Origin of the sequence: Methylobacterium oryzisoli (genome assembly GCF_046557895.1) — a bacterium.
Classification (GTDB): Bacteria; Pseudomonadota; Alphaproteobacteria; order Rhizobiales; family Beijerinckiaceae; genus Methylobacterium; species Methylobacterium oryzisoli.
Map to the genome: position 1 here is coordinate 186957 of NZ_JBKIBX010000007.1, position 18438 is coordinate 205394.

The 18438-nt window shown below is 72.2% G+C and carries 16 protein-coding genes; 10 read left to right on the forward strand and 6 right to left on the reverse strand.

The annotated features are described in order from the left end of the window. Positions 1 to 141: 141 nt before the first annotated feature. Both ACKUB9_RS09670 and ACKUB9_RS09675 read right to left on the reverse strand, forming a co-directional pair. The gene (locus ACKUB9_RS09670; protein ID WP_407521168.1) at positions 142 to 1314 is read right to left on the reverse strand and encodes a CaiB/BaiF CoA transferase family protein; all 1173 of its coding nucleotides are present in this window, start codon (positions 1312 to 1314) and stop codon (positions 142 to 144) included. 33 nt (positions 1315 to 1347) lie between these two features. Then, positions 1348 to 2238: a LysR family transcriptional regulator gene (locus ACKUB9_RS09675; RefSeq protein ID WP_407521170.1), complete on the reverse strand. Its 891-nt coding sequence runs from the start codon at positions 2236 to 2238 to the stop codon at positions 1348 to 1350. 284 nt (positions 2239 to 2522) lie between these two features. Between ACKUB9_RS09675 and sdhC the strand changes: the two genes are divergently transcribed. The 8 genes from sdhC (at position 2523) to ACKUB9_RS09715 (ending at position 8704) form a co-directional block, all read left to right on the forward strand. Then, on the forward strand, positions 2523 to 2924 hold the full coding sequence (gene sdhC / locus ACKUB9_RS09680; protein WP_407521172.1) for a succinate dehydrogenase, cytochrome b556 subunit: 402 nt from the start codon (positions 2523 to 2525) through the stop codon (positions 2922 to 2924). A 12-nt stretch (positions 2925 to 2936) separates the two neighbouring features. After that, positions 2937 to 3350, forward strand: coding sequence for a succinate dehydrogenase, hydrophobic membrane anchor protein (gene sdhD, locus ACKUB9_RS09685; protein WP_407521174.1), 414 nt, complete (start codon positions 2937 to 2939; stop codon positions 3348 to 3350). Between the two features lie 19 nt (positions 3351 to 3369). Beyond that, a complete protein-coding gene (gene sdhA, locus ACKUB9_RS09690; protein WP_407521176.1) occupies positions 3370 to 5196 on the forward strand; it encodes a succinate dehydrogenase flavoprotein subunit in 1827 nt (608 codons plus the stop codon). A gap of 145 nt (positions 5197 to 5341) precedes the next feature. After that, positions 5342 to 5575: a DUF433 domain-containing protein gene (locus ACKUB9_RS09695; protein ID WP_407521178.1), complete on the forward strand. Its 234-nt coding sequence runs from the start codon at positions 5342 to 5344 to the stop codon at positions 5573 to 5575. 14 nt (positions 5576 to 5589) lie between these two features. Next, complete coding sequence (locus ACKUB9_RS09700) at positions 5590 to 5946, forward strand: DUF5615 family PIN-like protein (RefSeq protein ID WP_407521180.1); 357 nt, start codon at positions 5590 to 5592, stop codon at positions 5944 to 5946. A 10-nt stretch (positions 5947 to 5956) separates the two neighbouring features. After that, entirely contained in the window at positions 5957 to 6739 is a 783-nt protein-coding gene (locus tag ACKUB9_RS09705; RefSeq protein WP_407521182.1) for a succinate dehydrogenase iron-sulfur subunit, read from the forward strand. A gap of 167 nt (positions 6740 to 6906) precedes the next feature. Next, positions 6907 to 7515: an AprI/Inh family metalloprotease inhibitor gene (locus ACKUB9_RS09710; RefSeq protein ID WP_407521184.1), complete on the forward strand. Its 609-nt coding sequence runs from the start codon at positions 6907 to 6909 to the stop codon at positions 7513 to 7515. 112 nt (positions 7516 to 7627) lie between these two features. Continuing rightward, entirely contained in the window at positions 7628 to 8704 is a 1077-nt protein-coding gene (locus ACKUB9_RS09715; RefSeq protein WP_407521186.1) for an alanine racemase, read from the forward strand. Between the two features lie 4 nt (positions 8705 to 8708). Here ACKUB9_RS09715 and ACKUB9_RS09720 read toward each other — a convergent pair whose 3' ends face one another. From ACKUB9_RS09720 to ACKUB9_RS09730, 3 genes are all read right to left on the reverse strand, one after another. Beyond that, a complete protein-coding gene (locus ACKUB9_RS09720) occupies positions 8709 to 10265 on the reverse strand; it encodes an outer membrane beta-barrel protein (protein ID WP_407521188.1) in 1557 nt (518 codons plus the stop codon). 150 nt (positions 10266 to 10415) lie between these two features. Next, positions 10416 to 12551, reverse strand: a complete 2136-nt coding sequence (mdoH, locus tag ACKUB9_RS09725; RefSeq protein WP_407521190.1) for a glucans biosynthesis glucosyltransferase MdoH — start codon at positions 12549 to 12551, stop codon at positions 10416 to 10418. Further along, the gene (locus tag ACKUB9_RS09730; RefSeq protein ID WP_407521192.1) at positions 12527 to 14182 is read right to left on the reverse strand and encodes an OpgD/OpgG family glucan biosynthesis protein; all 1656 of its coding nucleotides are present in this window, start codon (positions 14180 to 14182) and stop codon (positions 12527 to 12529) included. The genes mdoH and ACKUB9_RS09730 overlap by 25 nt, the downstream gene beginning before the upstream one ends. Before the next feature lie 176 nt (positions 14183 to 14358). Here ACKUB9_RS09730 and glmU point away from each other — a divergent pair, with 176 nt between their 5' ends. After that, a complete protein-coding gene (glmU, locus tag ACKUB9_RS09735) occupies positions 14359 to 15708 on the forward strand; it encodes a bifunctional UDP-N-acetylglucosamine diphosphorylase/glucosamine-1-phosphate N-acetyltransferase GlmU (RefSeq protein ID WP_407521194.1) in 1350 nt (449 codons plus the stop codon). A gap of 240 nt (positions 15709 to 15948) precedes the next feature. After that, complete coding sequence (gene glmS / locus ACKUB9_RS09740) at positions 15949 to 17775, forward strand: glutamine--fructose-6-phosphate transaminase (isomerizing) (protein WP_407521196.1); 1827 nt, start codon at positions 15949 to 15951, stop codon at positions 17773 to 17775. On the opposite strand, the gene ACKUB9_RS09745 is transcribed toward glmS, so the two are convergent. Next, complete coding sequence (locus tag ACKUB9_RS09745) at positions 17762 to 18391, reverse strand: GNAT family N-acetyltransferase (RefSeq protein WP_407521198.1); 630 nt, start codon at positions 18389 to 18391, stop codon at positions 17762 to 17764. The two genes, glmS and ACKUB9_RS09745, sit on opposite strands and share 14 nt — an antisense overlap. Between the last annotated feature and the right edge of the window lie 47 nt (positions 18392 to 18438).

The following is an 18438-nucleotide window of genomic DNA, read 5'->3' on the forward strand; positions in this document are numbered from 1 at the left end:
ATCGATCGTGGATCGGATCGCTCCGATCGCGGCACCCGCCGGGCCTGGATCAGCCTCGGGCGGGCGGCCACCGTACCGGTCGGATCCACGGTCCGAAACCCGCAAGTCCCATCGGCCGGAGGGCGCAGAGCGGATTCGGGCTCATCCGCCCCAGCCGGGATCCGCCAGGACCTCCTCCGTGTGGTCGCCCACCTGCGGCGAGGCGGTGGCGGCCACCATCGGCGCCCCGTCGATGACGATCGGCGAGCGCACGCTCGGCACGTGGCCGCCCACCGCGCGCGGCTCGGGCAGGTCGACCCGCAGCCCGCGATGGAGCACCTGCGGATCGGAAAACACCTCCGCCAGGTCGTTGATCGGTCCCACCGGCACGTTCACGGCGGTGAGCCGCGCCAGCAGGTCGGCCTTCGGGTGGCGGCGCGTCTCGGCTGCGATGAGCGGGATCAGCACCGCCCGGTTCCGCACCCGGCCCGGATTGGTGGCGTAGGCCTCGTCGCGGTGCCACGCGGTGCCGAGCACCCCGCAGAATCGCTCGAACTGCCCGTCGTTGCCGCAGGCCACGATGACGTGCCCGTCCGCGGCCGGAAACACCTGATAGGGCACGATGCTGGTGTGCTCGTTGCCCATGCGCGGCGGCAGCAGGCCCGACACGAGGTAGACCAGCGCCTGGTTGCCGAGCACCGAGACCTGCGTGTCGAGGAGCGCCATGTCGATATGGCAGCCCTCGCCCGTGGCGTGCCGGCCCTGGAGCGCGGCCAGGATCGCCACCGTGCCGTAGACGCCCGTGAACACGTCCGCGAAGGCCACGGCCGTCTTCACCGGCTCGCCCGCCGGCTCGCCGGTGAGCGACATGATCCCGCCGAGGCCCTGGATCATGAAGTCGTAGCCGGGGCGCGGCGCGTAGGGGCCGTCCTGGCCGAAGCCCGTGACCGAGCAGGTGATGAGGCGCGGGTTCAGCGCCCGCAGGCTCTCGTGGTCGAGCCCGTACTTCCGCAGGCCCCCGACCTTGAAGTTCTCGATCACCACGTCCGCGTGCGCGGCGAGGCGCCGGACCACCGCCCGGCCCTCCTCGGTCTCGAAATCGGCCGCGACCGAGCGCTTCCCGCGATTGGCGGAGTGGAAGTAGGAGGCCGAGAGGGTGCCGCCGTCGGCGGCCTCGACGAAGGGCGGTCCCCAGCTGCGCGTGTCGTCGCCGACCACGGGCCGCTCGACCTTGACGACGTCCGCCCCGAGATCGGCGAGCAGCTGGCCGGTCCAGGGCCCGGCGAGGATGCGGGCGAGTTCGAGCACCTTGATGCCTGCGAGCGGCTTCTGCACGGGTTCTCCTGATGTGGGCGGCGGGGCGGGCCGTCAGGCCTCCTGCGCCCGCAGGTGGGTGACGAAATCCTGCGCGAACGGGGGGAGGGCCGCAAGGTCGCGCACGCAGATCGTCAGGTCCCGCAGCGCCCAGGGGTCGTCGAGCGCGACGATGGCGATGCCCATGGTGCGGGCGGCGCGCCGCGCCGTGGTCTCCGGCACGATGCCGACTCCGACCCGGCACTCGACGAGGCGGCAGACCGCGTCGAAGCCGCGCAGCTGCACCCGCAGGCGCAGGGGCTGCCCGATCCGTGCCGCCTTGGTGAGCAGGAAGCGCGTGAGCGCGCTCGCCCGGTCGAGCCCCACCATGTCGTGCCCCAGCACCTCCGCGAAGCTCACCGAGCCGCGCGCGGCCAGCGGATGACCCTGGGCGACCGCGAGCACGAAGCGGTCGCGGCGGAACGGATAGGTCTGGAGCGTCCCCGTCTCGACGGTGGCGGCCACGAGGCCGAGATCGGCCACGCCCTCCGCCACGAGCCCGACGATCTCGTCGGAGAGCCGCTCCTCGATCTCGACGCTGACGCCCGGATGCAGGGTCAGGTAGGCGGAGAGGGCCTCGGGCAGGAACTCGGTCAGCGCGTTGGTGTTCGACAGGACGCGGATCTGCCCGGCGGCGCCGCCCGCGAAGGCCGCGAGGTCGGTCTGCAGGCGCTCGACGCCCGAGAGGATCGCGCGGGCATGCGACAGGAGGGTGCGCCCGGCCGGCGTCGGCGTGACGCCCTGGCGGGCGCGGGTGAGGAGGGCGGCGCCGAGGGACGCCTCCATCGCCCGGATGCGGTGGCTCGCCGCAGCCAGCGCGAGGTTGGCCCGGCCCGCCCCCTGGGTGATCGAGCCGGCCTCGACGACGTGGCGGAAGAGGCTGAGGTCGACGAGGTCGAAATGCATGGCGGGCCGCGATCTCCCGGCTGAGGATCCTGCGCAGGCTACGAAGGTTGATCTCCGTCGCGAGCGGCCGCGAGGGGGATGGCGGGCGTCGATCCTTCGCCGGACGCGAAGCCTGCGTCAACGAGAACCGAATTGCGAACCGGACCATTTCCAAGGAGAGATAGGCTCGATGCCGGGTGCCCGGCTGCCCGCGGGGTGCGCCGCCGCCCCGTGACGGAGCGGCCGAGCGCCTTAGTTTAGAGCCGGACCAGAGTTCAGCAGCCTCGTCCAACAAGGATCGCATCATGGCCGAAATCGTCAGGCCCGCCGTGGCCCGACCGCTCTCGCCGCACCTCCAGATCTACCGCTGGACCTGGACCATGGCGATGTCGGTGGTCCACCGCATCACCGGCGTCGCGCTCTACGGCGGCACGGCGCTCGTGGCGATCTGGCTCGTGGCGCTCGCCTCCGGCAAGGCGGCCTACGATCCGGTGGCGTGGCTCTACGGCTCGATCCTCGGGCGGCTGGTGATCTTCGTCTACACCTGGATCCTGATGCACCACATGCTGGGCGGCATCCGGCATCTCGTCTGGGATTTCGGCCACGGCATGGAGCCCGGCACCCGCATCGCCATGGCGAAGTACACGCTCGTCGGCTCGGCGGTGCTCACCGTCGTGATCTGGGCCGCGGCCCTGCTGGCGCGCTGAGGGGGAACCGTCATGGTCGACAACCGTCCCGAAGCCACCCGCTCCATCCGCACCTCCTACGCCCGCGCCAAGGGCCTGGGGCCGGCCCATCACGGGACGAGCGAGTGGTGGATGCACCGCGTCACCGCGGTCTCGAACGTGCCGCTGATCCTCTCTTTCGTGGTGATCGTCGCGCTCTGCGCCGGCCGCTCCTACGAGGACGCGGTCCGGCTCGTGTCGCATCCGCTCGTCGCGATCCTGCTGATCCTCGGCGTCCTCTCTGTCACCAACCACATGCGGATGGGCCTCCAGATCGTCATCGAGGACTACGTCCACGACAAGGGCCTGAGGATCGCGGCGGTGATCGCCAACACCTTCTACTGCGTCGTCGTGGCGGTCGCCTGCCTCTACGCCATCGTGCGGGTCAGTCTCCGGACCCTCGTCTAGACCTCAGGGAACACGCTCCATGGCCACGAACGGAACCGCGGCGCCGGCCCAGAACGGCAAGGCCTACCCCATCGTCGATCACTCGTTCGACGTCGTCGTCGTCGGCGCGGGCGGCGCGGGCCTGCGCGCCACGGTCGGCTGCTCGCAGGCGGGGCTGCGCACCGCCTGCATCACCAAGGTGTTCCCGACCCGCTCGCACACGGTGGCGGCGCAGGGCGGCATCTCGGCCTCGCTCGGCAACATGGGGCCGGACGATTGGCGCTGGCACATGTACGACACCGTGAAGGGGTCGGACTGGCTCGGCGACCAGGACGCGATCGAGTACCTCGTGCGCAACGCCCCCGCCGCCGTCTACGAGCTGGAGCACTGGGGCGTGCCGTTCTCGCGCACGGCCGAGGGCAAGATCTACCAGCGCCCCTTCGGCGGCATGACCACCGACTACGGCAAGGGCACCGCCCAGCGCACCTGCGCGGCCGCCGACCGCACCGGCCACGCCATGCTGCACACCCTCTACGGGCAGGCGGCCAAGGCCAAGACCAACTTCTTCATCGAGTACTTCGCCCTCGACCTGATCATGGACGAGGACGGGCGCTGCCGCGGCGTGATCGCCCTCGACCAGTCGACCGGCGAGATCCACCGCTTCCGCGCCGCCATGACCATCCTGGCGACGGGCGGCTACGGACGGGCCTATTTCTCGGCGACCTCCGCGCACACCTGCACGGGCGACGGCAACGCGATGGTGCTGCGCGCCGGCCTCGCGCTGGAGGACATGGAGTTCGTGCAGTTCCACCCGACCGGCATCTACGGTGCGGGCTGCCTGATCACGGAGGGCGCGCGCGGCGAGGGCGGCTACCTGACGAACGCCGAGGGCGAGCGCTTCATGGAGCGCTACGCGCCGTCGGCCAAGGACCTCGCCTCGCGCGACGTGGTCTCGCGCTCCATGACCATGGAGATCCGCGCCGGCCGCGGCGTCGGCAAGACCAAGGACCACATCTTCCTGCACCTCGACCACCTCGACCCCAAGATCCTGCACGAGCGCCTGCCCGGCATCTCGGAATCCGCCAAGATCTTCGCGGGCGTCGACGTGACGAAGGAGCCGATCCCGGTCCTGCCCACGGTCCACTACAACATGGGCGGCATCCCGACGAACTATCACGGCGAGGTGCTGACCCTGAAGGACGGCAATCCCGACTACGTGGTGCCGGGCCTGATGGCGATCGGCGAGGCGGCCTGCGTGTCGGTGCACGGCGCCAACCGCCTCGGCTCGAACTCGCTCATCGACCTCGTGGTGTTCGGCCGCGCGGCGGGCCTGCGCTGCGCCGAGATCGTCGAGGCCAACGGCCGCCTGCCCGACCTGCCGAAGGATTCCGCCGACAAGGCCCTCGCCCGCCTCGACCGCTTCCGCTACGCGGATGGCGGTGTGGCCACCGCGGAGCTGCGCCTCGACATGCAGAAGACGATGCAGAACAACTGCGCGGTCTTCCGCACCGGCGAGGTGCTGGAGGAGGGCAAGCACCTCATCCACAAGGTCTGGTCGGGCATCGACGACATCCGGGTCACCGACCGCTCGCTGGTCTGGAACACCGACCTCCTCGAAACGCTGGAGTTCGACAACCTGATCGGCCAGGCGGTCGTGACCATGGAATCGGCGGTCAACCGCACCGAGTCCCGCGGCGCGCATGCCCGCGAGGATTTTCCGGACCGCGACGACAAGGAGTGGATGAAGCACACCCTCGCGTGGCTCGACCCGGAAGGCCGCAAGGTCACGATCGATTACCGGCCGGTGCACACCTACACGATGTCCAACGACATCGCGTACATCGAGCCGAAGGCGCGGGTGTACTGAGCCGCGCGGCGATGCGGGCGGGCACGCTCCGGGCGGTGGCTGCGTCGGTTCCGGCCGTCCCGCTGCCGGCCGGCCGGCAATGCTGATGCGAAGCCCCTTGGTGCCGGCCCTCAGCCGCGCCGTTGCGAGGGCAGGAGAAGGTCCGATGGCCGAGTTCACCCGCATCACCCGCGACCCCGCGATCATGGAGGGGCGCGCCTGCATCCGCGGCATGCGCGTCACGGTGAGCATGGTGCTCGGCAACCTCGGCGCCGGCGTGAGCATCGAGGAGCTTCTGGCCGCCTACCCCTACCTGCAGCGGGAGGATGTGCTGGAGGCCCTGCGCTACGCGGCCTGGATCGCCCAGGAGCGCGAGATGCCGCTCACGCCCGCCGCATGAGGATCGTGGTCGACATGAATCTCTCGCCCGACTGGGTCGGCTGGCTCGATGCACGCGGACACGATGTCGTCCACTGGTCCACCATCGGGCGGGAGGACGCCAGCGACCGCGAGATCCTCGAATGGGCTCGCGTCCACGACCGGGCCGTCCTCACGAGCGATCTCGTTTTCGGAATCATGATGGCGATGTCGGGCAGCAGGAAGCCCAGCATCGTCCAGCTCCGTTCGGGAACAACTCTGCCGTCGCGCGTAGGTCCGCTCGTCGCTCAGGCGATCGAGAGTGCACGGGATGATCTCGCGACCGGATGTCTTCTCACCGTCGAAGCCGGACGTCTTCGGCTTCGGGTACTCGGATTCGATCGACCCCATTAGGTATTGACGGATGGCCCAGTTCACACTCCCCAAGAACTCACAATACACCGAGGGCAAGACCTGGCCGAAGCCGGTCGGGGCCAAGGCCCTGCAGGAGTTCCGGATCTATCGCTGGAACCAGGACGACGGCGCCAATCCGCGGATCGACACCTACTACGTCGACCGCGACGATTGCGGGCCGATGGTCCTCGACGCGCTCTTGTGGATCAAGAACAAGATCGACCCGACCCTGACCTTCCGGCGCTCCTGCCGCGAGGGCATCTGCGGCTCCTGCGCCATGAACATCATGGGGCAGAACACGCTGGCCTGCACGCTCGGGATCGAGGATTGCAAGTCGAACCAGATCAAGATCTATCCGCTGCCGCACATGCCGGTGCTGAAGGATCTGGTGCCGGACCTGTCGAGCTTCTTCGCCCAGCACGCGGCGATCGAGCCCTGGCTGCAGACCGAAACACCTGCCCCCGAGAAGGAGTGGCGCCAGACGCCGGAGGACCGGGCGCGCCTCGACGGCCTCTACGAGTGCATCCTGTGCGCCTGCTGCACCACCTCCTGCCCGAGCTACTGGTGGAACGGCGACCGCTTCCTCGGCCCGGCGGCCTTGCTCCAGGCCTATCGCTGGCTGATCGACTCGCGCGACGAGCACACGGGCGAGCGGCTCGACACGCTGCACGACCCGTTTCGGCTCTACCGCTGCCACACCATCATGAACTGCGCCAACACCTGCCCGAAGGGCCTGAACCCGGCGAAGGCGATCGCCGAGATCAAGAAGATGATGGTGGCCCGCGAGGTCTGAGCCCGCCGCGGGGCTTGCCCCGCCGCGGGCCTGCCCGCCACCTGCGGCCTTCCGGCCACACCGGAGCGAAAAGGCGCCTGCGGGCGCCTTTGTCGTCTCCGGCGGCCCTGCCGCCGCCTTCGCGGGGTCGTATGGCGCTGGGGAAACCAGATGATCGGGACCCCGCGATGCCGCGTTCGTACCTCAGCACCGTTGCCGTCCTGGCGCTCGCCACGGCCTTGAGCGCCTGCGCGTCGTCCCGCTTCGATGCCGGCCCGACCCGCGCCGCCGCCCGCCCCTCTGCCCGCGCGCTACCGCCCGAGGAGCCGATACTCGGCGCGCCGGGCCTCTCGGCCGGCCCGGTGACCTCGGCGCCCCTCGCGCCGCCGCCCGGCGCCAGCGCCTCCCCGGCCGAGGTCGCGGCCAATCCGGGCGGCCCGATCGTCGCCGAACCCGCCGCCCCGCCGGTCCAGCAGCAGGCCGCAATCGCGCCGCCACCGCCGCCGGTGACGAGCGGCGGACGCTCCGGGGTGGTCGGCGGCTGGACCGCCCGGGACGCCACCGGCGCCACCTGTCGGGTGACGCTCTCCAGCACCCCGGCCCTCGACCTCTACAAGGCGACCTCCGCCGGCTGCAGCAACAAGGATCTGGCGAAGGTCTCGGCCTGGGATTATCGCGATGGCGAGGTCTATCTCTACCAGCCGGGCGGCACCGTCGCGGCGCGCCTGCGCCCCGGCGGCGGCGGCCTCGACGGCGCCCTGTCGAAATCCGGCGCCCCGCTCGCGCTCGCCCGCTGAGCCGGCGCGACCCGGCCGCAGCGCCGCCGGGGCTGCCGCGAGGGTGCCCGGTCGGGCATGATCGCCGCCGCCGAACCGGGAACCGTTCGGCGGAGGAGGCTCTGGAGGCCCCATGACCACGCTCGCCGAAGAGGTCGTCCGCACCTTCGGGTCGCCCTCCCTGATGATCGACCTCGACCGGGTCGACCGAAACATCGCCCGGCTCCAGGCCGCCTGCGAGGCGGCGGGCCTCGCCAACCGGCCGCACATCAAGACCCACAAGAGCCCCGACCTCGCGCGGCGTCAGCGCGAGGCAGGCGCGCGCGGCCTCACCTGCCAGACCCTCGGCGAGGCCGAGGTGATGGCGGAGGCCGGCCTCACCGACATCCTGATCAGCTACAACCTGCTGGGCGCGGAGAAACTCGGGCGCCTCACCGGGCTGCTGCGCCGCACGGCGCTCACGGTGAGCGCGGACCATCCCGCCGTGGTCGCGGGGCTCGCCGAGGCGGCGGACGCGGCCGGGCGGGACCTCGACGTGGTGGTGGAGTGCGACACCGGCCGCGGCCGGGCCGGCGTCGCGACGCCCGGCGAGGCGGTGGCGCTGGCGCGCCGGATCGCCGCCGCGCCGTCGCTGCGCTTCGCCGGTCTCCTGCTCTACCCGCCGGACGACGGACCGGCGGAGACCCAGCGCTTCCTCGATGCCGCCCAGGAGGGCCTGCGCGGGGAAGGAATCGCGGCCGGCATCGTCTCGACGGGCGGAACCCCCAACCTGCGCCATCTCGGAGAAATCCAGGGGGCGACGGAGCACCGCTCCGGCACCTCGATCTTCAACGACCGCATGATGATGGCCTGCGGGGCCGCCACCCTGGACGAGTGCGCCCTCGACGTCGTCACGACCGTCGTGAGCCGCGCCACGCCGACCCGCGGCGTGCTCGATGCGGGCTCCAAGACGCTCACGGCCGATCCCGGCGGCGGGCTCGACGGCTACGGGCTGATCCGCGAGTGTCCGCAGGCCCGGATCCACAAGCTTGCCGAGGAGCACGGCTTCCTCGACCTGTCGGGCGCGGCGGCCGGGCTCGAGGTCGGCACGGTGGTGCGCGTGGTGCCCAACCACGTCTGCGTCGTCGTCAACATGGCCGACCGGCTGGTGGCGACGCGGGGCGGGCGGATCGTCGGCGAGATCCCGGTCACGGCCCGCGGGCGGCGCTGATGGATCAGGGATTCACCCGCACGCCGACTAGGAAGGTGTCCGAATCGTAGGAGGAGCGGACGACGTTGCTGCGCAGGTTCTCGTGCGTGTAGCTCGCCCGCACCCCGAGCCAGCGGTTGAGCCGGTAGTCGACCCTGATCCCGGCCGCGTAGCCGTCCTCGTGGATGTTCACGCCCTTGTAGTCGTTGGTGAAGACCGAGCCGAGCAGCGTCAGCCGCAGGTTCCGCCGCAGGTCGTGCGTCACTTCGAGGAGGGCGGTCTGGGTGAGGACGCCGCTCGCGCCCTGGATCACCGTCTCGATCACCCCGGTGCTGGCGCCGACCCGCACCGTGGTGAGCGGGGTCGCCGCCCAGATCAGCGCGCCGTCGAGGACCGGGCCGGTCACGTCCCGCAGCCGCCGGTCCACGTAGGTGCGGCGCAGCCAGCCGCCCGAAACCTCGCCGGTGAGGATCCGGCTCAGCTCGAAGGTGGAGCCCGCCCGCAGCGTCAGCCCGTCCGAATCGCGGCGGTAGCCGCTGAAATCCACCGCGAAGTCGTGGATGCGGGTGTCCACGAGGGCGTCCACGAAGGGCGTGAGGCCGGGCCGGATCTCGTAGCCGGTGCGCAGACGGAGGCCGTAGGTGTTGGCGTTGCGGTCCCCCTGCGGGATCACCGTGCCGTCGCTGCGCACCGCATCGTCGAAGGTCTGCCGGTCGACGAGGCCGCGCAGCGAGACCTGAAGGCGGTTGAAGTCCTGCACCACGCCGACGGTGCCGCCATAGGCGGCCACGATCGGGCGCTCGCGCAACGCCACGGCGTTGAGGTCCGGGCTGCCGACGCGCTGGGTGGTGATGAGGTAGCGCCCCTCGATCTCGATCCGCGTGTCGCGGGCGGCGTCGAGGCGAAGCCGCACGGCGCCGTCGCCGTCCGGCCGGTCGGCGGCGCGGTTCTCCGGATAGGTGTTGTAGGCGCCCCGCAGCTCGCCCGCGAGCGCGTGCACCGACCAGTCGCTCTGGAACCGGACCTCGCCCTCGCTGCGCAGGACCGGCGACGCCTTGGCCACGAAGGCCCGGTCGGGGTTGGTGTCGTAGCCGACGCTCTGCTGGAAGACCGGGAAGACCGTGATGCTGCCGACCTCGACTCCGAGCGGCGCGTAGGGATCGGCCGGATCGATCCGCCGCCGCAGCAGCGGCGCGGCGAGCACCGGATCGGGCACCCCCGTCACCGGCACCTGCACGATCGGGCGCAGCCGCAGATCCTCGGACGGCACCTGGGTCACCGCCCGGACCATCGCCCTGGCGGGCGGGCGCGAGGGCCGCCGGGGCGGCTCGCGGCGGCGCTCGCCCGCGCTTGCCGGCCGCGCCGTGACGGCCGGGTTGGCGGAGCCGCGCAGGCCCATCTCCCCGACGGGATTTGGCGATCCGGCGGCCGGCGAGGGCGTGGCGACGGGGTCGGGGAGGCGGACGCTCTGGGCCAGCGCCGGCTGGCCGACGGCGAGACAGGCGGCGAGCGCGAGGCCGAGGGCAGCCGGGCGCCGGGCCTGCGGTCGGTCCTGCTCCCTGGTCCTCGGCCGCTCGTCCACACGGGCCTCCGCCTGCGCCGGACCTGCCGCGCAGGACACCGGTTCCCCGAGGGCGGGACGCGACCGGCACCGGAGGGCGCCGATCCCGAGACCCGCATGATTGCCTCGGGGTAAAGCGTTAGGGTTAGCGGCGGCTTAACGGGGTGCGCGTCAGGCCCGCAGGCGCGCCGCGCGGTCGACCAGCGCGGCGTCGTGCAGCAGGGCCATGCGCTCCTTGGGGCTGAGCCACGCGGTCGCCTCCGCGGCGGTCTCGGCCTCCGCGAGCTTCGCCTGCGCCAGCACGCGGTCCGGGTCGACGCTGCCGCGCTGGCGCTGGGGGGCGGCGGGCAGCATCGCCACATGCGCGCGCCGCAGGGCGGCATCGGCCTGGATGGCGCCGAGCGCGTCGGCGTCGTCGAAGCCGCGAGTGGCATTTTCCGCCTGGAGGGACGCGGCGCGCAGTGCCACCGCGGGCGGCTCGCGCTCCTCGGGCGTCATCAGGAGGCCGAGGCGCTTGAGGGCCAAGCCGTAGGTGAGTTGCCCGCTCGCCCAGGAGATCGGGATGGCCAGCACCAGGCCCAGGATCGTCGGCGACATCCACAGGAAGAGCGAGGTCGCGATCGCGAAGGCGGCGATGCCGGAGACCAGCCCGAGGATGGTGTGCCAGCGGTGGCGGCGGACGATGTCGCGGAAGGGGATCGAGCCGTCGTCGCGCCGCTGCGGATTCCAGCCGGTGTCGCGCCCGAGCAGGATCTGCACCACCGAGCCCGACTGGATCAGCATGGCGATCGGGGCGATCAGGGCCGACAGCAGGGTCTCGATCAGCGCCGAGAGCACCAGCCGGATCGCGCCGCCGCTCGCCCGGCGCGCCGCGCGGTCGAGGAGCGCCAGCACGAGGCCGAACAGCTTCGGGGCGAGCAGGATGCCCATGGTGATCCCGAACAGCTGGAGCGCGCGCACGGGGTCGAAGCGCGGCCAGACCGGGTAGAGCCGGAACTCGCTCGGGAAGTATTCGGGCCGGATGTAGGCGGTCTGGAGGGCGAGCGCGATGCCGACCACCAGCTGCGCGGCCCAGAGCGGCGAGGCGACGTAGCCGGCGATGCCGGTGGCGAAGTGCTGGCGCGAGGGCAGTTTCAGGCCCGCCGTGCCGATGATGCGGGAATGCTGCAGGTTGCCCTGCGCCCAGCGCCGGTCGCGCACCGCGATGTCGATCAGCGAGGGCGGGCTCTCCTCGTAGGAGCCGGGCAGGTCGGCCAGCATAGTGACGCTCCAGCCCGCCCGCCGGATCAGCGCCGCCTCCACGAAGTCGTGGCTCAGCACGTGGCCGCCGAAGGGTGGTTTTCCGGGCAGGTCCGGCAGCCCGCAATGGGCCGCGAAGGCCCGGGTGCGGATGATCGCGTTGTGCCCCCAGTAATTGCCGTCCCGCCCCGACCACAGCGAGAGGCCGGTGGCGATCACCGGCCCGTAGATGCGCGCGGCGAATTGCTGGACGCGCGCGAACAGCGTGTTGCGGTTGATGATCAGCGGCAGCGACTGGATGATCCCGGCATCCGGATCGGCCTGCATGGCGGCGGCGAGGCGCACCACGCAATCGCCGCTCATCAGGCTGTCGGCGTCGAGCACCAGCATGTGGTCGTAGTGCCCGCCCCAGCGGCTGACGAAGTCGGCGATGTTGCCGGCCTTGCGGTGGTGGTTCTTGGGCCGGTGGCGGTAGTAGAGCCGCGCCCCGTCCCCGAGCTTGCCGCGCAGGGCCAGGAAGGCGCGCTCCTCGGCGATCCAGGCATCGGCCTGGGTGGAATCCGACAGGACCCAGTAGTCGAAGGCCGCGCCCTGGCCGGTCGCCTCGATCGACTCGCGGATCGCCTCCACGGCCGCGAAGGTGCGGGCGGTCGCCTCGTTGTAGACCGGCATCACCACGGCGGTGCGGGTGGTCAGCGGACCCGGGGCAAGATCGCCGCGGCGGCGGCGCAGGAGCGCGGCGAAGCCGAGCAGCGCCGAGGTGAAGGCGAGCGCGATCCACGAAAAATTGAGGGTGAAGAGGAAGAGGAGCAGCCATTGCAGCGCCGTGGTGCTGCCGGCCACCGACACGACCTCGTACATCTGCACGGCGCCGTAGGCGGTGAGCAGCGCCGCGCCGCCGAACACGAACAGCCGCGCCAGCGTCGGCGTCGGGTGGGCCGCTGGCCGGTGGCCGTCCGACTCCGACCAGCGGGAGAGATCCTGCACCGGCATCGCGAGCGGCGCCTCGGGCGGCACCGCCGGCGCGACGGTCGGGGCGGGCGTCACAGGGTCCAACGATAGAGCCATGTCTCACTGACCGGTTGGTCGCCGTTCTTGATGGTCAGGCGCATCTCGCAGGCGGTCTCGCCGCCCGGATCGAGTTCGAAGACGGCCCGCAGCGTCTTGCGCTCCGGGTAGAGGTAGAGGACGGGCTTGACCTGCGGGTCGCGCCGGGGCGGGGGCGCGTCGGGTTTGGCGTCGGGCTTCGGCTTCACGATCGCGCCGGGCGAGGCCGAGACCGAGATCGTGAGGGCCTCGGGCGCGATGCCGGGCTGGAAGGGCGCCTCGCCTGTGAAATCCACGAGGAAGAGCCGCCGCTTGCCCGAACTGCCCTTGCCGATCCGGGTGCCGGTGCAGAGGGCGAGCGGCGGCGCGCCGGGCACGGTCCAGCACCAGAACTGCCGGTAGCTGAAGGCCGTCTCCTGGGTGATCGGCTCCTTCGGGCGCCAGTAGGCCAGGATATTTTCGTTGACCTCCGACTCGCTCGGGATCTCGATGAGCTGCACCGCGCCCGCCCCCCACGGCCGCTGCTCGCGCCCCGGACCCCAGGTGCTGAAGGGCTCGATCCACAGGCTCGGCCGCCGCTCCCAGCGCTGCACGTCGTCCTCGAACCCCGCGTAGTCGCGCTCGCGCTGCACGAGGCCGAAGCCCTTCGGATCCTGGTCGAGGAAGGCGGAGATCTGCAGCGTTTCCGGGTTCTGCACCGGGCGCCAGATCGCCTCGCCCCAGCCGTTGCGGATCTGCAGCCCGTCGATCTCGTGGGCGGCGGCCCGCGCATCGTCGATGGTGCGCCGGTCGGTCGAGCCGAACAGGTAGGCCCCGGTCATGCCGGCGATCCCGACATGCTCCAGGGGCGTGCGCGGGCACAGCGTCGCCTCGATGTCGACCAGCGTGGCGTCGCCGGGGCGCAGCGTCATGTGCAGGGCCGCCGTCGCGGATTCGGAATCGACCAGGGCATGCATCACGATCTGCCCGCTGCCCGGCGCGGGCCGCTCCAGCCAGAAGGCGCGGAAGAGCGGAAATTCCTCGCCCTTGGCCTCGGCCGGGCGCAGGGTCAGCGCCCGCGCGGTGACGCCGTAGCTCTGGCCGGCGGCGAGCGCCCGGAAGAACGAGGCGCCCTGGAAGATCGCGCAATCGGCCGGCGCCCCGCCGCCGAAGCTCGCGTAGAGCCGGAAGCCCGAGAAGCCGAGGTCGCGCCCCTCGTCCGGGGGCGTCGTCTTGCCGAAGGTGAACTGGGCGCGGTCGTAGGCGATGCGGTGCACCACCCCGTCCTCCACCGTGTGGAGCGCCACCGTGTTGCGAAAAAGGAAGCCGCGGTGCAGCGGTTCGACCACGAAGCCCCGGCCCTGGTCGCGCCACACCAGGAGCTCCGGCTTGGGGCGGATCGCGACGTACTGCTCGTAGGTGAGGTTGCCGTAGGGATCCGGGAGGTCGTTGGGTGGGGCCGCGAAGGGCTTGCGGGCGAGCGCCCGGGCGATCTCCACCACCTGAGCCGGATCGAACCGGGCGCCGTCCGCGAGGCTCGGCACGGGCGGGTCCTGCGCACGGGCGCCGCCCGCGACGATGAGGCCCGTGCCGGCGAGCGCCAGCACCGCGCGACGGTCGAACCCGCCTGCGGGGGTGGGCGGCCGGGACGGGGCGGGGCGGCGTCGCGTCATGCGCTCGGGTCTGACTCTCGGATTCACGGGGCTCGCGGGCCGTTTACCACGCCGCGGCCTGAACCGGGGGTTAAGATTCGAGAAGAGCCGGGGGCGTGTCCCTTCCGCCGCGCTTCGCGTTTGCCGCCTCTCCCGATTGGGCTAGACGGGGACCGTGCAGCCCGACGAGGAGCCCGATGCCCCTGACCGCCAAGACCGCCCGCTCGCTCCTCGCCGTCGTGCTCGCGGCCGGCAAGGGCACCCGGATGCGATCTGACCTGCCGAAGGTGCTGCATCCGCTCGCGGGCCGGCCGATGCTCGCCCACGTGCTCGCCAGCGTGCGGGCGGCCGGCGCGACCGACATCGCGGTGGTGGTGGAGCCGGGCCGGGCGGACGTGGCCGGGGCGATCGAGGCCGCGGCGCCGGGCGCGCGCGTCTTCCCGCAGGCCGAGCGGCTGGGCACCGCGCATGCCGTGCTGGCGGCCCGCCCCGCGCTGGAGGCCGGCGCCGACGACGTGGTGATCGCCTTCGGCGACACGCCGCTGATCCGCCCCGAGACCCTGGCGCGCCTGCGCGCGCCGCTGGCGGAGGGGGCGGCGGTGGCGGTGCTGGCCTTCGAGGCCGCGGACCCGACCGGCTACGGCCGGGTGCTCGCCGAGGGCGAGCGCGTGGTGGCGATCCGCGAGGAGAAGGATGCGAGCCCCGACGAGCGCCGCGTGCGCCTGAGCAATGCCGGGCTGATGGCGCTCTCGGGGGCCCTCGCCCTCGACCTCCTGGGGCGGATCGGCAACGACAACGCTGCCGGGGAATACTACCTGCCCGACGCGGTGGCGCTCGCGGTCGCGGACGGGCACCGGGTCGCGGTGGTGCCCGTCGCGGAGGCGGAGGCGCAGGGCGTCAACGACCGGGTGCAGCTCGCCGCCGCCGAAGCGGCGATCCAGGCCCGCCTGCGGCGCGAGGCCATGCTGGCCGGCGCGACCCTGATCGCGCCCGACACCGTCTTCCTCAGCCACGACACGCGGCTCGGCCGCGACGTGGTGGTGGAGCCGCACGTGGTGTTCGGCCCCGGCGTCGTGGTGGGCGATTGCTGCGTCATCCACGCCTTCTCGCATCTGGAAAAGGCCGATCTCGCGCCGGGCGTGCAGGTCGGCCCCTACGCGCGGCTGCGGCCCGGCGCCCGGCTGGCGGAGGGCGCGCGGATCGGCAACTTCGTCGAGGTGAAGAACGCCGCGATCGGGGCGGGCGCCAAGGTCAACCACCTCTCCTACGTGGGCGACGCGGAGGTCGGCGCGCGCGCCAATCTCGGCGCCGGCACCATCACCTGCAACTACGACGGCGTGAACAAGCACCGCACGGTGATCGGGGAGGGGGCCTTCATCGGCTCGAACTCCGCCCTGGTCGCGCCCGTGACGGTGGGGGCGCGCGCCTATGTGGGGTCCGGCTCGGTGATCACCGACGACGTGCCGGCCGACGCGCTGGCCCTCGGCCGGGCTCGGCAGGCGGTGAAGCCCGGCTGGGCGCGCGGCAAGGGCAAAGACAACGGCTGAGCGCCGCCGCGTCCCCGCGTCCGAATCCGTCGTCGCTTGCGCGCGAATGCCGCAGGCCGCCGCCCAGGTGCCGCCCAGGTGCCGCCATGTCGCGAGCGGGCTGGCGGCGCCGGTCCCGGACCGGCTAGTCTGCCGCGCTTGGGAACCAGGTGGCCGGTCCGGAGCTTGCGCCGGCCGGGAATGGGAAGCGGGCGGGCGTGCCGAAGCGGGACGCCGATGTCCAGACGTGGGGCGGTCAGCATGTGCGGCATCGTTGGGATCGTGGGGCGCAACGCCGTAGCGGGACAGGTGATCGACGCCCTGCGGCGGCTCGAATACCGCGGCTACGATTCAGCCGGGATCGCCACCCTCGAGGAGGGGCGCCTGGAGCGCCGCCGGGCCGAGGGCAAGCTGGCGAACCTCCAGCTCAAGCTGGTGCAGAGCCCGCTCTCGGGCGCCATCGGCATCGGCCACACCCGCTGGGCCACCCACGGCCGGCCCAACGAGACCAACGCCCACCCGCACGCCACCCCGCGCCTCGCGGTCGTGCACAACGGCATCATCGAGAACTTCCGCGAGCTGAAGGCCGAGCTGCAGGCCCAGGGCTGCGTCTTCGAGACCGAGACCGACACCGAGGTCGTCGCCCAGCTCGTCAGCCGCGGCATGGACCAGCAATTGAGCCCCCGCGAGGCCGTGGCCGCCGCCCTGCCGCGCCTGCGCGGCGCCTTCGCGCTCGCCTTCCTGTTCGCGGGCGAGGAGAACTTCCTGATCGGCGCCCGCCACGGCGCCCCGCTCGCCATCGGCTTCGGCGAAGGCGAGACCTATCTCGGCTCCGACGCGCTGGCGCTCGCCCCCTTCACGGACGAGATCACCTACCTGGACGAGGGCGACTGGGCCGTCCTCACCCGCGCGGGCGCCGAGATCCGCGACCAGACGGGCGTGCTCGTCGCGCGGCCCCGCCAGAAGATCGCCACCCAGTCCTTCTTGGTCGACAAGGGCAATTACCGCCACTTCATGGCCAAGGAGATCCACGAGCAGCCGGAGGTGGTGGGGCGCACGCTCGCCCACTACGTCGATCTGGCCAACGGGCGCGTCGCCCTGCCCGAGGCGCTGCCCTTCGACTTCGCCTCGCTCTCGCGCCTCTCGATCACCGCCTGCGGCACCGCCTACTACGCCGGGCTGGTGGCCAAGTACTGGTTCGAGAGCCTCGCGCGGCTGCCGGTCGAGATCGACGTCGCCTCCGAGACCCGCTACCGCGAGCCGCCGCTGGAGCCGAACGGCCTGACGCTCGTGATCTCCCAGTCGGGCGAGACCGCCGACACGCTGGCCTCGCTGCGCTACGCCAAGGCCCAAGGGCAGCACACCCTGGCGGTGGTCAACGTGCCGACCTCCACGATCGCCCGCGAGGCGTCCGCACTCGCCCCGACGCTGGCCGGACCCGAGATCGGCGTGGCCTCCACCAAGGCCTTTTCCTGCCAGCTCACCGTGCTGCTGTGCCTCGCCATCGCGGCGGGGCGGGCGCGCGGGACGCTGGATGCCGGCCAGGAGCGCCGGCTCATCGACGCGCTGATCACGGTGCCGGGGTTGATGGCCGAGGCGGTCAAGCAGGAGGGCGCGATCGAGGGCCTGGCGCGCGAGATCGCCAAGGCGCGGGACGTGCTCTACCTCGGGCGGGGCACCGCCTACCCGATGGCGCTGGAAGGCGCGCTCAAGCTCAAGGAAATCTCCTACATCCACGCCGAGGGCTACGCGGCGGGCGAGCTCAAGCACGGCCCGATCGCGCTGATCGACGACGCGGTGCCGGTGATCGTGATCGCGCCGCACGACGCGATCTTCGAGAAGACGGTGTCGAACATGCAGGAGGTGGCGGCGCGCGGGGGGCGGATCGTGCTGATCGGCGACGCGCGCGGGGCGGAGGCCGCGGGGCTCGACACGCTGGCGACGCTGATGATGCCGGATCTCGATCCGGTGGTGGCGCCGATCGTCTACGCGGTGCCGATCCAGCTCCTGGCCTACCACGCCGCCGTCGTGCTGGGCAAAGACGTCGACCAGCCCCGCAACCTCGCCAAATCCGTCACCGTGGAGTGAGCGGATCGCGATCGCCGAGGAGCGGGATGTGCGGTGCCGCGGAGCGGGGCAGAATCCCGGTGAGGCGGGGGTCGGGCAGCACTTCGATGGCGCGCGCGAAGCTGCGGAACCCGGACCGCTCGTAGAAGGCGACCGCGCCGGGATGGTCGAAGGTGCAGGTGTGCACCCACAGGCGCCCGATCGGGCGCTGCCACGCGCGCGCCTGCGCCTCGGCCATCAGCCGCCGTCCGGTCCCCCGGCCGATCGCCTCCGGCACAAGCCCGAAATAGGCGATCTCCGCCTCGCCGGGCACGCGCCAGTCGAGTTCGAGGAGCGCGACGTCCTCCCCGCCCTCCGCCAGCGCGAAGGCCTCCACGTCGGGGTGGCCCAGGATCGCACCGAGCGCCGCGTCGTCGAGCCGCGCCCGGCCGAACCACAGCCACGGCGCGCCGACCCGCGCGTAGAGTGCCCGGTAGCGGGGCAGGTCGGCGTCGATGCGCGCGAGCGGGAGCGGTTCGGCCGCTTGGCTGGGCGGGGCATGCATCTCCAGGGAGGTGACGATGGCCGCCACGTGCGTCGCGGGGATCGGCGTCAGCCCGTCGAGGACGAGGGCGTGGGAGGCGGGAAGTTGCGTCATGGCACCTCGTGGTGACGCCCCGGCGCGCGGCCGGCAAGCCCCGCCCC

What these genes read in the sequence shown, in the direction of transcription:
- ACKUB9_RS09675 (WP_407521170.1), bottom strand. Translation starts at nt 2,238, where the DNA reads ATGCATTTCGACCTCGTCGACCTCAGCCTCTTCCGCCACGTCGTCGAG.
- sdhC (WP_407521172.1), top strand. Translation starts at nt 2,523, where the DNA reads ATGGCCGAAATCGTCAGGCCCGCCGTGGCCCGACCGCTCTCGCCGCAC.
- sdhD (WP_407521174.1), top strand. Translation starts at nt 2,937, where the DNA reads ATGGTCGACAACCGTCCCGAAGCCACCCGCTCCATCCGCACCTCCTAC.
- sdhA (WP_407521176.1), top strand. Translation starts at nt 3,370, where the DNA reads ATGGCCACGAACGGAACCGCGGCGCCGGCCCAGAACGGCAAGGCCTAC.
- ACKUB9_RS09695 (WP_407521178.1), top strand. Translation starts at nt 5,342, where the DNA reads ATGGCCGAGTTCACCCGCATCACCCGCGACCCCGCGATCATGGAGGGG.
- ACKUB9_RS09700 (WP_407521180.1), top strand. Translation starts at nt 5,590, where the DNA reads ATGAATCTCTCGCCCGACTGGGTCGGCTGGCTCGATGCACGCGGACAC.
- ACKUB9_RS09705 (WP_407521182.1), top strand. Translation starts at nt 5,957, where the DNA reads ATGGCCCAGTTCACACTCCCCAAGAACTCACAATACACCGAGGGCAAG.
- ACKUB9_RS09710 (WP_407521184.1), top strand. Translation starts at nt 6,907, where the DNA reads ATGCCGCGTTCGTACCTCAGCACCGTTGCCGTCCTGGCGCTCGCCACG.
- ACKUB9_RS09715 (WP_407521186.1), top strand. Translation starts at nt 7,628, where the DNA reads ATGACCACGCTCGCCGAAGAGGTCGTCCGCACCTTCGGGTCGCCCTCC.
- mdoH (WP_407521190.1), bottom strand. Translation starts at nt 12,551, where the DNA reads ATGGCTCTATCGTTGGACCCTGTGACGCCCGCCCCGACCGTCGCGCCG.
- ACKUB9_RS09730 (WP_407521192.1), bottom strand. Translation starts at nt 14,182, where the DNA reads ATGACGCGACGCCGCCCCGCCCCGTCCCGGCCGCCCACCCCCGCAGGC.
- glmU (WP_407521194.1), top strand. Translation starts at nt 14,359, where the DNA reads ATGCCCCTGACCGCCAAGACCGCCCGCTCGCTCCTCGCCGTCGTGCTC.
- glmS (WP_407521196.1), top strand. Translation starts at nt 15,949, where the DNA reads ATGTGCGGCATCGTTGGGATCGTGGGGCGCAACGCCGTAGCGGGACAG.
- ACKUB9_RS09745 (WP_407521198.1), bottom strand. Translation starts at nt 18,391, where the DNA reads ATGACGCAACTTCCCGCCTCCCACGCCCTCGTCCTCGACGGGCTGACG.